The following is a 13532-nucleotide window of genomic DNA, read 5'->3' as shown; positions in this document are numbered from 1 at the left end:
ACCGTCCTGGGGATGTTGCGCCCCGTCCGCCGTCCGCTCCGATGCGAGTCACCGACCGGCGCCGACGTCGGCGGCGTCACCGCCGGACCGGCGACCCGGAGCGGTACGGACGGACGGGGCTGGCAGGCAGCGACGGTCGGCGTCTCGCCTCTGCCTACCCGCATCCGGTCCGGCCGCATGGCAGCGCGACCGGCCGGACGACGACTGAACTCCTCCGGTGGTAGCCCCGGGTGGGTCCTGGGGCCGGTTGGTGACGAATCGGGCGGCGGTCCTCCGGTGCGGCCGGGGAATCCCGGTCCGACCGCACCGGAGGAACCGCATTGCTCGTGCCTTGCGGGCCGGGCAGCCCGAGGGCACGTCCTCCGGTACCCGACCCGTTCCGGCTGCGGGGCGCAACCGCGGCCGGCCCTCACCGGTCGGGTACCGAAGGTGGCTCAGGCGGTGGCCGTCGCCAGTGCCGGCTCCACAGCGGTCCACAAGGACCCCAGTTCGGCCGACCGGACCACCGCGTCCAGCACCAGTTGCACCTGCAACGCCTCGGCGAAGGACGGGCTCGGGTCGACCCCGGTCGCCACCGCCTCGATGAAGTCGCGCATCTGGTGGGTGAAGGAGTGCTCGTACCCGATGATGTGCCCCGGCGGCCACCAGGCCGACAGGTACGGGTGATCGCTCTCGGTCACCAGGATCCGGCTGAAGCCCTGCTCGACGGCGGGTCGCGTCGCGTCGTAGTACTCCAGCTCGTTGAGTCGCTCCAGGTCGAAGGCGACGGTGCCCAGTGACCCGTTGATCTCCACCCGGAGAGCGTTCTTACGCCCGGTGGCGAACCGGGTCGCCTCGTACGTGGCCAACGCTCCACCGTTGAGCCGGGCGACGAAGATCGCCGCATCGTCAACGGTGACCGGTCCGGTGGCGGCGCTGCCCCCGTCGGTCTGCGCGGCCAACCCGCTGGACTCGCTCGGCAGCGGCCGTTCCTTGACGAACGTCTCCGTCACCGCGCTCACGCCGGTGATCTGCTGGCCGGTGACGTACTGGGTGAGGTCGATGATGTGCGCACCGATGTCACCGAGCGCGCCGGAGCCGGACACCTCCTTACGCAGCCGCCAGACCAGCGGGAACTGCGGGTCCACGATCCAGTCCTGCAGGTAGGTGGCCCGCACGTGCCGGATCTCGCCGAGCCGCCCCTCGGCGACCAGCTGGCGCATCAGCGCCACCGCGGGCACCCGCCGATAGTTGAATCCGCACATCGACCGCGCCCCGCCGGCGCGGGCGCTGGCCGCCGCGGCGGCCATCTCCTGTGCCTCGGCGACTGTGTTGGCCAGCGGCTTCTCGCACAGTACGTGCTTGCCGGCGGCCAGCGCGGCCAACGCGATCTCGGCGTGGCTGTCACCCGGTGTGCAGATGTCCACCACGTCGATGTCTGGTCGGGACACCAGCTCCCGCCAGTCAGTGGTGTGCTCGTCCCAGCCGAGCCGGTCGGCGGCCTCGGCCACCTTCCCGGAGTCCCGGCCGCAGATGAGCGCCATCCGGGCCCGCGCCGGCAGGTCGAACACCCGGTTCACGGTGCGCCACGCCTGTGAGTGCGCGGCGCCCATGAACGCATAGCCGACCATGCCGACCCGCAGTTCGTTGTCGTTCGTGGACAAGGTTGGGTCTCCCCCCGGTCGTGTCAGAACCCGAGCTTGAGGTAGTTGCTCGCGTTCTCCTTGGTGATCGTTTCGGAGGCGAGGACGATCTCCTTGGGCACCTGGAGCTCCACCAGGTCGGACATGCCCCGCTCCTGGCCGATCAGCCGGGCCAGCGAGATGGCCGAGGAGGCCATCGACGGGCTGTAGGTCACCGTCGCCTTGAGCACCGTGTTGTCGGCCTGGATGTCCTCCATCGCCTTCTTCGAGCCGGCGCCGCCGACCATGAAGAACTCGTTGCGGTTGGCCTGGCTGATCGCCGCCAGGACACCGATGCCCTGGTCGTCGTCGTGGTTCCAGATCGCGTCGATCTTCGGCAGGGCCTGGAGCAGCTGGCTCGCCTCACGCTGCCCGGAGTCGACGGTGAACTCGGCCGCCCGCCGGTTGGCCACCTTGAAGTTGTGCTGGGCCAGGGTGTCGTTGAAGCCCTGCGTACGCTCCTGGGTCAGCTCCAGCGAGTCGATGCCGGCGATCTCGGCGATCACCGGGTTGCTGACGCCCTTGGCCTTGAGCTGCTCGACGATGAAGGTGGCGGCGGCCACGCCCATGCCGTAGTTGTCGCCCTTGATCTGCAACCGGTACGCCTTGGCGTCCGGGAAGGCCCGGTCCAGGTTGACCACCGGGATGCCGGCTGCCATCGCCTCCAGGCCGAACGAGTTGAGTTCCTTGCCGTCGTGCGGCAGCAACACGATCACGTCGGGCTTCTGCGCGATCAGCGTGGACAGCGCCGCCCGCTGGGCCGCCGCGTCCGCGCCGGCCTCGACCGTCTTGAACTCCACATCGGAGTACGCGGCGGCCTGCGCCTTGGCGTTGTTGGTGATCGCGGCGATCCAGCCGTGGTCGGCGGCCGGGGCGGAGAAGCCGATGGTCACCTGCTTGCCGGGCTCGGAGTTGCCGCCGCCCTCGGCCGCCTTGGTCTGCGCCTCGGTCGGCGTGGCCTGTTCGTTGCTGGTGCAGCCGGCGAGCAGTACGCCGGCCCCGACGGCCGCCCCGCCGAAGAGCAGCCGGCGGCGACTGTGCTGGGTCATCACGACCTCCTGATTATCAGTGGTGGAGAGGGAATTTGGGTGTGCGAGACCCGACCACCGTCGATGCGCGCCGGTGATCTGGGTGAATCGGTGTTCAGCTGGTGGTCAGCCGGTTGTTGCGACGGAAGAACTGGGACAGGCTGCCGAACTGGACCTGCTGGATCAGGACGGCGGCGACGATGATGCCGCCCTTGACCATGTTCTGGGCCTCGGTGGAGAGGCCGTTGATGGCGAAGAGGTTGGTGATGGTGGCGAAGATGATCACACCGAGCAGGGAGCCGACGATGGTGCCCCGCCCGCCGCTGAGCAGCGTGCCACCGATGATCACGGCAGCGATCGCGTCCAACTCGTAGAGGTTCGCCATCGCCGCCTGGGCCGAGGTGGCCTGGGCGGTGAGCATGATGGCGGCGATGCCGCAGCACAGTCCCGACAGCACGTAGAGCAGCAGGGTGTGCAGCTTGACGTTGATACCGGCCAGCCGGGCGGCCTCCGGGTTGCCACCGACGGCGACCGTACGCCGGCCGAAGGTGGTGCGGTTGAGCAGCACCCAACCGGCGATGACCACCGCGGCCAGGATGTAGACCAGCAGCGGGATGCCGAGCAGGCTGTTGCTGGCGATGCCGTTGATGGTGCTGTTCTGCGAGATCTGGGTCTGCTTGTCGGAGATCTCGGCGGCCAGCCCTCGGGCCGCCACCAGCATGGCCAGCGTGGCGATGAACGGCACCAGTCGCCCGTACGCGATGAGGGTGCCGTTGACCAGGCCGACCGCCATCCCGACGACGATCGCGGTGAAGATCATGCCGGCGGCGCCGAAGCTCTGCGTGGCCACAGTGGTGCACCAGACCCCGGCGAGCGCGACGATCGCGCCGACGGAGAGGTCGATGCCGCCGCCGATGATGACGAAGGTCATCCCGACGGTGACCACCCCGACCACCGAGGCGAGCTTGAGGATGCTGAGCATGTTCGCCCAGACCCAGTCCGGGTTGGAGTAGAGGTCCGAGCGGGTCGCCGCGCCGATCACGAACAGGATCAGCAGCACCCCGATCAGGGCCAGGTTGCGCCGTGCCCCGTCACCGCCGTCGCCGTGCCACCAGGACAGTCGAGCGGTACCGGCCGATGCCTTGTGCCCAGCCACCTCCGTCTCGGCCGGGTCTACCGGCGGCGACTGCGCCGGCAGCTTGGTCGTGGGCGGACTATCGGTCATGCCGCTGCGCCTTCCATCAGGGACCCCGACATCACGAGGTCGAGGACGGTGGATTCGTCGAGTTCGGCGGCGGGAGCGGTACGCACGACCCGCCCCTCCCGCATCACCAGCACCCGGTCGGCCAGGCCGAGCACCTCGGGCACCTCGCTGGAGACCAGCAGCACCCCGACGCCCTGCGCGGCGAGTTCCCGGATCACCTGGTACAGCTCGGCTCGGGCGCCCACGTCGACGCCCCGGGTGGGTTCGTCAAGCAGCAGCAGCCGGGTGCCGCCGAGCAGCCAGCGTCCGACCACCACCTTCTGCTGGTTGCCACCGGAGAGCGTGCGTACCGGCCGGTTCACGTCGCGCGGCCGCATCTCCAGGCTCTCGGCGATCCGGTCGGCCTCGGCCCGCTCCTTGCCGATGTCGGTGAAGCCGAGCCGGGCGTAGCGGGCGAAGGTGGCAAGCGTGACGTTGCGGTAGATCGGCTCGCCGAGCAGCAGAGCCTGGCTCTTGCGCTCCTCCGGGGCCATGCCCAGACCGGCCCGTACGGCCGCACCGACACTGCCGGGCCGCAGCGCCTTGCCGGCCATCCGCACGGTGCCCGACTCGGCGCGACGGGCGCCGTAGATGGTCTCCAGCACCTCGGAGCGGCCGGAGCCGACCAGCCCGGCGATGCCGACGATCTCGCCGGCCGCGACGGTGAGCGAGACGTCGGCGAACTCGCCGGATCGGGTCAGCCCGTCGACTTCGAGCAGCTTCTCGCCGACCGTGGTGTCGGCGGAGGGCTCCGGGAAGACGTACTCGATGGTGCGGCCGGTCATCCGGGAGACCAGGTCGCGGGTCGGGGTGTCGCGGGCCGGCAGGTTCGCCGCGGTGGTCCGGCCGTCCTTGAGGACGGTGACCCGGTCGCCGATCTCGCGGATCTCCTCCAACCGGTGGGAGATGTAGATGACCGCGATGCCCTGTGCGGTCAGCTCACGGATGATCCGGAACAGGTTCTCGACCTCGTCGTGGGCGAGCACCGCGCTCGGCTCGTCCATGATGATCAGTCGGGCCTCGTGGGAGAGCGCGCGGGCCATGCTGACCACCTGCTTGCCGGCCGCCGGCAGCGCCCGGACCATCCGCCCGGGCGGGATCTCGGCGTGCCCGAGGCGACCGAGGATCTGCCGGGTACGGCGGGCCATGTGGCCCCGGCGGATGAAGCCCAGGCTGCGCGGCTCGTGGCCGAGGAAGGCGTTCTCGGCCACCGACAGGTCCTCGACCAGGTCGAGTTCCTGGTAGATGGTGGCGATGCCGGCGCGCATGGCGGCCTGCGGGTTGGCGAAGCTGACCGGCTGACCCCGCCACTCGACCAGCCCCGAGTCGGGCCGGTGCACCCCGGCGAGCACCTTGATCAGGGTGGACTTGCCGGCGCCGTTCTGCCCGAGCAGGCAGTGCACCTCGCCCGCGCGGACCTCCAACTGCACCCCGTCCAGGGCGCGTACGCCGGGGAAGGTCTTCACCACGTCGGACAGCCGCAGCACCACCTCACCGGCGACGGCGTCGGCGGGTGCCTCGACCAGGGGACGTCCGGTTTCGCTCATGCCGGCTCTCCACTCCACTTCGGGCCTCGGTCCGTTGTCTGGCGGTGGTTCACGTCGCCTCCCCGAAGGCCAGGTCGCTGGCGAGCACGGCGGCACCGGCGACGCCGGCGCGCGAGCCCAGTTCGGAGAGCACCACCGGGAGGTTGCCGGTGGCCAGCGGCAGCGAGCGGCGGTAGACCACGCTGCGGATCTCGGCGAGCAGCACGTGCCCGAGCTGGGCGAGTCCACCACCGATCACGATCATCGACGGGTTGGTGAAGCTGACCAGCCCGGCGAGGACGCTGCCCACCCGCCGACCGCCCTCGCGGATGAGCTGGATGCAGGTCACGTCGCCCTCGACCGCACCGGCGGCGACGTCCAGGGCGGTGACCGTGCCGTTGGCGGCCAGCCGCTCGGCCAGCGCGGGCGAGGCGCCGGTACGCGCCGCGGCGGTGGCGTCCTTGGCCAGCGCGGCCCCGCTGAACAGCGCCTCCAGGCAGCCGGCGTTGCCGCAGGAGCAGATCGGCCCATGCGGGTCGACCTGGATGTGGCCGATGTCCCCGGCGCAGCCGTCGGTGCCCCGGTAGACATCGCCGCTGAGGTAGATGCCGCACCCGATGCCGGTGCCGATCTTGACGAACAGGAAGTCGTCGACGGAGTGGGCGACGCCGCCGTGCCGCTCGCCGATCGCCATGATGTTGACGTCGTTGTCGACCACGGCCGGGCAGCCGTGCTCGCGGGTGAGCAGTTCCCGGACGGGGAAGCGGTCCCAGCCGGGCATGATCGGTGGGGACACCGGCACGCCGTCGCGGAAGCTGACCGGGCCGGGCACCCCGATGCCGACCGCGTCGAGCCGGTCGTAGGCACCGTCCACCCGGGCCTTGTGCAGCAACTCGCTGACCCGCTGGAGAATGGCTTTGGGCCCGGACCGGATGTCGGCCGACTCCGCGTACGCGGCGACCGGTTCGAGGCGGCCGTTCACCACCTCGACGTCGATGGAGCTGGCACCGAGGTCGACGGCGGCGAACCGCAGGTGCGGGCTGAGTTCGACAAGGGTGGAGCGACGTCCACCGCGGGAGGCGGCCTTGCCGGCCTCGGCGACGAACCCGAGGCTGACCAACCGTTCCAGCTCGGTGAGCAGTCGGGGGCGAGGCATCTCCAGCCGGTCGGCGAGCTCGGCGCGCGACAGCGCGCCCTCGTCACGGAGCAACCGCAGCAACCGTACGTGCAGGGGGTCGGCGGTGTGCACGGCTCACCTCTCCACCAGGCTCGTTCACATCGATGAAATACCGACGTGTAGTGCCCGACACAGTAGGAGCCTTCGATGCGCGGTGTCCAGACCTTAGAGAGAATCGGTGCCAACTTTTGTTGGATCAAGCAAAAGCTACCGCCGGTACGGACCGATTGCCTTTCCCCAGGTCAATAGGGCTCCGAAGAGTCATCTCCCGCGCACCGTTCGCGATCATGATGGGCTTCGATGGAGATCCTCTCGACACCCCGACGGAGGCCCGCGCTCCCGGCTTCACACCCGCCGCGCTCCACAAAAACGTTCACGGAGCGTCACCACGCGGCGCCCGACGACTCTCCGATGCTCGGCCGCCGCCGGTTCACCTCCCCCACAGCCGGCCCGAACAACCGTCGTCGCATTCAATGAGCCTGAATCGACGCCGAGCAAATTGGCTTTCCCCAACGACGGACAGGGGCACGTACAACGATGATCGACAATGTCTGCGATCGTGGTTCGGCCGCAGGATTCACTCGTCAGGCCCCCAGCCGCCGGCGAGCAGAGCACGTCTTACGGTGTCGGCTACCTGATCCGGGTGGGTCCGCACCAGCCAGGCCGGAAATTGCAGGACGCGGTCGCCGGTGGTCGAGATGTCGTTCTGATGCTCCAGGTCCGCCACCTGATTGCGGACGTCCACCCAATCGCGTACGTCTCCTTGATGCGTACCGTCGATTTCCACGTGCACCCGCCACGCCCGCCAGTACGCGTCCCACCAGCCGGCCCGTCCGGACCCGTCGGTACGCCGTGACGACAGTTCGGGCTCCGGCAGCCCCGCCCGACGGCAGCACCTGACGAACTCGATCCGACCGTACGCCTGAGCCAGCTCGTCGATGCTCTGGCGGATCACCTGCCGCCGAGGCGCCCGAGGCAACACCTCGAGCACCGCCGCCAACTCCTCCGGCGACACCCGCCCCTGCTGGCACCCACCCGCGACGATCTCCTGCGCCTGCCGAGCAGACGACGCCCACCCGGCCGCATCGACAAGCGCTCGAGCGACGATGGTCCGAGGTGGACGCCCCACCTCAAGGTGCGCGGCGGGCAACACCGTCGTCCGATGCACCGCCACGGCCGCCATGTCGATCGGCATCCCCCGCAGGCTCCGACGACCCGGTCGACGGGCCGACGGCACGAGCACATGCACGGGTTCGATCCGCAGCCCGCGTACCCCGGCCTCGATGGCCGCCGTGGCACCCGCGAGGACCGCACCCGACCCCGCCGCGAGGACCGCCACCCACAACTGCTGTTCCCTGGTCAGTCGCCCGCTGCCGGCCAGCAGCAGGCCCCGACTGATCGAACGCCACCGCCCGGAACGCACCAGCCCTCGCACGGCCCGCTCGCCGAGCACAGTACGGGCCTGCGCGACGGTGAGCACCCCGGCCTGCTCGGCCACGAGCCGCTCCAGCACTCCCGCCCGCTCGTCAGGAACGATCACCCGCCTACCGTGGCCGCCCGATCACCATCTCTCCACCAGATCTTGGACACTTGTCGTTCCCACGCTCGATCTGAGATCGAGTGGTTTCCCTCCGCGGCATAGCCACTCAATCCCAGATCGAGTCGACGCAATCCCGGCGCGTGAGGCGCGGCGCGAAAGAACGGTGCGAGCAGGAGGGGCGGGGGTCAGAGGCCCTCGGGGGTGGTGGCTACGCGGGCCGCTGCGACCAGCTGGTCGGTTTCGGCGATCACGGCCTCGTCGTCCACAGGCGTGCCGACGTCGTAGTGGACCATCCAGGTCAGACCGTCGACGCCGGGTACCCGCCGACCGACGATCCGGCCGGAACCGCCGGGCAGGGCGTGATGCTGGGTGTACGCCACCGACTTGGTGACCCGGGCGCGGACCTGGTGCGGCAGCTCGCCCGGGTCGAGCAGCAGGTAGCGTTCCGCCGGGCGGTCGGCGATGACGAGATAGCCGTCCCGCTCGGCGACCTGCTCACCGACAGTGACGGTCAGTTCCCGGCCCGACCAGACCGCTTTGACGATGTCGTGCCAGCCGATCCGGTGGCCACGGCCGGGCAGCCACAGCCCGAGGTTGCTGGCGACGACCACCCCGTCGCCTTCGCCGTTGCCGACAGCGGCCCAGGCCAGCACCCGCTCGTCGCGTTCCAGGGGTGGCCGGGCGGCGGGCGGCAGCTTGGGTCGGCGACGGAACAACTTGATCATCACAATCCTCCCGCTGCCTGCTCGCGCAGGGCCCGGGCGTGCTGCTCCAACGAGAGCAGCTCACCGAAGGTGGCGAAGTACTCGTCCTTGTTGCTGACCGGGTTGATCCGCTGGATCCGCGACTTGAGGTCCCGGATCCGGGCGGTGACCGATCCCCATTGCAGGCGGGCCATGGTGATCGAGACGTACCGCGGGTCGGGCTCGCCGTCGATCCGCAGCGGCTCGACCGCCAACTCGCCGACCAGGGCCTGGGCCGCGAGGTCCTCGCAGGCGTCGCGTACCGCCTCGACCCAGACCGCACCGGCGGTCGCGGAGGCGGCGCCACCGGCCTCGGCGATGGCGGTACGCACCACCACGTGCACCGGGTGCCGGTAGTCGGTCGCCTCGACCGCGTCGAACATCGGCCCGGCCAGCACCGGCTCCTGGAGGGCCAGTTTGAGCGCCTCCCGCTCGACCATCGACTGCGGACTGTCCACGCTCGGCTCGCTGCGCGCCGGACGCGCCGGGGTGTCCATCGGTCGTCCGGAGGCGGCGGCCAGCACGGCCCGCTGCACCGGCTCGATCTCCATGCCGAGGTCACCGGCGAGCTTGCGTACGTACTCGGGGCGTTTTTCCTGGTCCTTGAGCTTGGCGACGAGCGGCGCGGCCCGACGCATCGCCTCGACCCGCCCGTCGACGGTGTCCAGGTCGAACCGGCTGATCACGTGGCGCAGCGCGAAGTCGACGAGCGGCTCGCGGCGCGCGACCAGGTCACGGACGGCCAGGTCGCCCTTTGCCAGGCGCAGCTCGCACGGGTCCATGTTGTCGGGGCTGACCGCGATGAAGGTACGCCCGACGAAGCGCTGATCGTCCTCGAAGGCGCGCAGCGCTGCCTTCTGCCCGGCGGCGTCCCCGTCGAAGGTGAAGATGATCTCCCCTGCCACGGCGTCGGTGTCCAGCAGCAGCCGGCGCAGTACGCCGATGTGGTCGCCGCCGAAGGCGGTGCCGCAGGTCGCCACCGCGGTCGGTACGCCGGCCAGGTGGCAGGCCATCACGTCGGTGTAGCCCTCGACCACCACCACCCGGCCCTGCTTGGCGATCTCCCGTTTGGCCTGGTCGATGCCGTAGAGCACCTGCGACTTCTTGTAGATCGGCGTCTCGGGGGTGTTGAGGTACTTCGGGCCGTCGTCATCGTCGAACAGCTTGCGGGCACCGAAGCCGATCACGTCGCCGGTCAGGTCGCGGATCGGCCAGAGCAGCCGACGCCGGAACCGGTCGATCAGGCTGCCCGAGCGGGCCGGTCGGGACAGCCCGGCGGTGACCAGTTCGTCGTGACTGAACCCGCGCTGGCGCAGGTGTCGAGTGAGCGGGTCCCAGCCCTCGGGGGCGAATCCGCAGCCGTACCGTTCGGCGGCGGCCCGGTCGAAGCCGCGCTGGGCCAGGAACTCCCGGGCGGCACGCGCGCCGGCAGTGGTGAGCTGGGCGGTGTAGAACTCCGCCGCGGCGGCGTGCGCGGCGACCAGCCGCTGCCGCTGGCCCTGCTGCGGTCGCTCCCGGCGGGGGGTGGACCGGTCGTCCTCCACGTACCGCAGTTGCAGGCCGACCCGGGCGGCGAGCCGCTCCACCGCCTCGACGAAGCTCAGATGCTCGGCGTCCATCAGGAACTTGATGGCGTCGCCACCGGCACCGCAGCCGAAGCAGTACCAGACGTTACGAGCGGGCGAGACGTTGAACGACGGACTCTTCTCGTCGTGGAACGGACACAACCCCTTCAGGTTGCCCGCACCCGCCGACTTCAAGGTCACCGTGTCGGAGATCACCTCAGCGATGGAGGCCCGCTCCCGAACCAGCGCGATGTCCTCGTCCCGAATCCGCCCCGCCACACCCCCACCCCCTTCTGCTCACATCCTCCCCTGCCCACCCCTGCCCCCGATTCCCGGGTTGGCCATGAGGTGGCTGGCACTACCTGGCCGCCGTCGGCCTCGTGATCACCGGGCGGGGAGCGGTTGGGGTTGTTCGTCGGCTTCGACCTGGCGGTTCCAGTCGGGTTTGGTGGCGCGCCAGCCCTCGTCGTCGAAGCCCTTACGCCAGTAGCCGGAAATGGACAGGGCCTCGCGGGGCACGGCCCGCTCGACCCGCAGCAGGCGGCGCAGCTCGCGGACGAAGCTTGCCTCGCCGTGGACGAAGGCGTGCACCGTGCCGGGCGGGAACTCCAGCTCACGGACGGCGGAGACCAGGGCCGCACCGACCGGGCCTCCGCCGCGGTGCAGCCAGGTCAGCTGCACCGTGCCGGGGCTGGGCAGCGGCTGCTCGTCGGCCGGGCCGTCGACCTCGACGAAGACGTGCGCGGGCGCGCCCACCGGCAGCCGGGCCAGGGACGCGGCGATCGCCGGCAGGGCGCTCTCGTCGCCGACCAGCAGGTGCCAGTCGGCGTCCGGGCTCGGCGCGTACGCCCCACCGGGGCCGGTGAACAACACCTCGTCGCCGGGTCGCAAGGCGGCGGCCCAGGGCCCGGCGAGGCCGGCGTCACCGTGGTACACCACGTCGACGGTCATCTGCCCGGTCGCGGCGTCCCAGTCCCGCACGGTGTACGCCCGCAGCCGGGGCCACTGCTCGCGGGGCAGTTCCCGCTTGATCGCGGCAAGTTCCATCGGGCGCGGGTAGTCGACCCCCGGCACCGGGAAGACGAACTTGATGTAGTGGTCGGTGAACTCGCCCACCGGCAGGCCGATCAGCTCGGGCCCGCCGAACACCAATCGGACCACGTGCGCGGTGGGTCGTTCGGTGCGGACCACGCGGGTGGCGGTGACTGTCTTCGGGCGCTCCGTCATCTGGTTAGGCTAACCTCACCCACCGCCCCCCGGCCGGGCGGCATCAGTCGGTCATGCCGGCGGGCCAGGCGAGAGCGGCAGCCGGGCGGCGTCAGTCGATCAGGCGGGCGTGCCAGGCCAGGGCGGCCGGGTCGGTGAGGGAGGCCACCTGGTCGATCACCACCCGCAGTCGGCCGGCGTCGTCCGGGGCGGCATGCCACAGCGGGGCGAACACCGGGTCGAGGGCCTCGGGGGCCCGATCGGTCAGCACCCGTACCAGGTCGGTGATGATCTCCCGTTGCCGCTGGTAGCGCCCCTGCGCCCCGGGGCGACGCATGACGTAGCGCAGGGCGATGCCCTTGAGCAGGGCGCACCGGGCCCGCAGGGAACGGGGCACCACGAGGTCGGCCGCGTAGCGACGGTGCGGGCCGGGACCGAACCGGGCGGTGGTGGCGGCGACCGCGTCGGCCACGAAGCGGCCGGTGAGCACGCTTGTCGTGGCCTTGAGCGCGGCCTGGGCGCGGTGGCTGCCGTCGTAGCCGGCCAGCGGAGCGAGCAGCGGGTCGGCCAGCACCTCCATCAACACCTGGCCGAGGTAGTCGGGTGGCTCGGCGGAGTAGGTGGCGGCCACGTCGGCGCAGAGCGCGGCCCGCTCGTCGGCGTCGGCGAGCAGCAACCCCAGCGTGAGGTATCCGCCGTGGATGCCGTCCTCCACGTCGTGCACCGAGTACGCGACGTCGTCGGCCCAGTCCATCACCTGCGCCTCCAGGCAACGCCGCTCGCCGGGCGGCGCGCCGCGCCGCAGCCAGTCGAAGACCGGCCGGTCGTCGGCGTACACCCCGAACTTGCGTCGGCCCGGCCGGCGTGGCCAGGGGTACTTGCTGACCGCGTCGAGGCAGGCGCGGGTGAGGTTGAGCCCGACCGAGGTGCCGTCGGCGTCGTACACCTTGGCTTCCAGACGGGTCAGCACCCGCAGCGTCTGCGCGTTGCCCTCGAAGCCGCCGCAGGCGGCGGCCACCGTGTCCAGGGCGGCCTCGCCGTTGTGTCCGAACGGCGGGTGTCCCAGGTCGTGCGCCAACCCGGCGGTGTCCACGACGTCCGGATCACAGCCCAGCCGCGCGCCCATCTCCCGGGCGATCTGGGCCACCTCCAGCGAGTGGGTCAGCCGGGTACGCAGGAAGTCGTCCGTGCCGGCCGTGTGCACCTGGGTCTTCGCGGCGAGCCGGCGGAACGCCGCCGAGTGCAGCACCCGGGCCCGGTCCCGCTCGTACGGCGAACGGCCTCCCCCGGCGTCCTTGACCGGCTCCGTCACCCGCCGCTGCGCGTCAGTCGTCACGCGGTGCGAGTATGCAGAACTCGTTGCCCTCCGGGTCGGCGAGCACCGTCCAGTCGGTACCGTCCTGGCCCACGTCGACGTGCCGGGCACCCATGTCGACGAGCCGTTCCACCTCGGCCTCCCGGTCGGCCGGGCGCAGGTCGAGGTGGAGCCGGTTCTTGCTCTCCTTGGCACCGGTGACCGGTACGAAGACGATGCCGGGCAGCCGGTCGACGGACTGCCGGATCTCCACCTCGTCGGGCTGCTCGGTGATCACCTGGTAGCCGAGCGCCTCGGCCCACCAGCGGGCCAACCGGGCCGGATCGCGGGCGTCGATGGTCAGGCTCGCCCAGACGACGGTCATGCCGACACCTCCGGTCGGTCACCGGCAGGACCCGACAGCCCGGTACGCACACTCATCCGGCCACCCCTTTGCGACGACGGTCCTCCGGCGAGCATCAGGTTACGCCCGACCGCGCCGGACGGCGCGACGACGAACTGAGGCCGACGAGTTCACATCCTCCGATC

11 protein-coding genes are annotated in these 13532 nt (G+C 70.9%); all 11 read right to left on the bottom strand.

Annotated elements, in window-relative coordinates:
• Positions 1-434: 434 nt before the first annotated feature.
• The 11 genes from EG812_RS23715 to EG812_RS23665 all read right to left on the bottom strand — a co-directional run bounded on the left by EG812_RS23715 (position 435) and on the right by EG812_RS23665 (position 13368).
• Positions 435-1610 carry a Gfo/Idh/MocA family protein gene (locus tag EG812_RS23715; protein WP_502697214.1) on the bottom strand — a complete coding sequence of 392 codons (1176 nt, stop codon included), beginning with the start codon at positions 1608-1610 and terminating at the stop codon, positions 435-437.
• Positions 1611-1666: 56 nt separating this feature from the next.
• Positions 1667-2710, bottom strand: coding sequence for a substrate-binding domain-containing protein (locus EG812_RS23710; protein ID WP_126712791.1), 1044 nt, complete (start codon positions 2708-2710; stop codon positions 1667-1669).
• A 94-nt stretch (positions 2711-2804) separates the two neighbouring features.
• Complete coding sequence (locus EG812_RS23705) at positions 2805-3914, bottom strand: ABC transporter permease (RefSeq protein ID WP_013735344.1); 1110 nt, start codon at positions 3912-3914, stop codon at positions 2805-2807.
• Complete coding sequence (locus EG812_RS23700; RefSeq protein WP_013735345.1) at positions 3911-5479, bottom strand: sugar ABC transporter ATP-binding protein; 1569 nt, start codon at positions 5477-5479, stop codon at positions 3911-3913. Before EG812_RS23700 ends, EG812_RS23705 begins: the two co-directional genes overlap by 4 nt.
• Before the next feature lie 49 nt (positions 5480-5528).
• Positions 5529-6707: an ROK family protein gene (locus tag EG812_RS23695; RefSeq protein WP_013735346.1), complete on the bottom strand. Its 1179-nt coding sequence runs from the start codon at positions 6705-6707 to the stop codon at positions 5529-5531.
• A gap of 505 nt (positions 6708-7212) precedes the next feature.
• The gene (locus EG812_RS23690) at positions 7213-8175 is read right to left on the bottom strand and encodes a hypothetical protein (RefSeq protein ID WP_233579601.1); all 963 of its coding nucleotides are present in this window, start codon (positions 8173-8175) and stop codon (positions 7213-7215) included.
• A gap of 185 nt (positions 8176-8360) precedes the next feature.
• Positions 8361-8897, bottom strand: a complete 537-nt coding sequence (locus tag EG812_RS23685) for a hypothetical protein (RefSeq protein ID WP_043725461.1) — start codon at positions 8895-8897, stop codon at positions 8361-8363.
• 2 nt (positions 8898-8899) lie between these two features.
• Positions 8900-10762 (bottom strand): DNA primase, encoded by a 1863-nt coding sequence (gene dnaG, locus EG812_RS23680; RefSeq protein ID WP_013735349.1) that lies wholly within the window; start codon positions 10760-10762, stop codon positions 8900-8902.
• A 105-nt stretch (positions 10763-10867) separates the two neighbouring features.
• A complete protein-coding gene (locus tag EG812_RS23675) occupies positions 10868-11710 on the bottom strand; it encodes a siderophore-interacting protein (protein WP_126712790.1) in 843 nt (280 codons plus the stop codon).
• A 91-nt stretch (positions 11711-11801) separates the two neighbouring features.
• On the bottom strand, positions 11802-13025 hold the full coding sequence (locus tag EG812_RS23670) for a deoxyguanosinetriphosphate triphosphohydrolase (protein WP_126712789.1): 1224 nt from the start codon (positions 13023-13025) through the stop codon (positions 11802-11804).
• Positions 13015-13368 (bottom strand): VOC family protein, encoded by a 354-nt coding sequence (locus EG812_RS23665; protein WP_013735352.1) that lies wholly within the window; start codon positions 13366-13368, stop codon positions 13015-13017. Before EG812_RS23665 ends, EG812_RS23670 begins: the two co-directional genes overlap by 11 nt.
• Positions 13369-13532 lie beyond the last annotated feature (164 nt).

It is taken from the genome of Verrucosispora sp. FIM060022 (assembly GCF_003977705.1).
In the GTDB taxonomy this organism is placed as follows: Bacteria; Actinomycetota; Actinomycetes; order Mycobacteriales; family Micromonosporaceae; genus Micromonospora; species Micromonospora gifhornensis.
Note: the sequence above shows the minus strand (reverse complement) of the source record. Positions and strands in the feature narration are given on the sequence as shown.

Bases quoted from the DNA above. Each gene is read 5' to 3' on its own strand.
- EG812_RS23715 (WP_502697214.1), bottom strand. From the start codon at position 1,610: ATGGTCGGCTATGCGTTCATGGGCGCCGCGCACTCACAGGCGTGGCGC.
- EG812_RS23710 (WP_126712791.1), bottom strand. From the start codon at position 2,710: ATGACCCAGCACAGTCGCCGCCGGCTGCTCTTCGGCGGGGCGGCCGTC.
- EG812_RS23705 (WP_013735344.1), bottom strand. From the start codon at position 3,914: ATGACCGATAGTCCGCCCACGACCAAGCTGCCGGCGCAGTCGCCGCCG.
- EG812_RS23700 (WP_013735345.1), bottom strand. From the start codon at position 5,479: ATGAGCGAAACCGGACGTCCCCTGGTCGAGGCACCCGCCGACGCCGTC.
- EG812_RS23675 (WP_126712790.1), bottom strand. From the start codon at position 11,710: ATGACGGAGCGCCCGAAGACAGTCACCGCCACCCGCGTGGTCCGCACC.
- EG812_RS23665 (WP_013735352.1), bottom strand. From the start codon at position 13,368: ATGACCGTCGTCTGGGCGAGCCTGACCATCGACGCCCGCGATCCGGCC.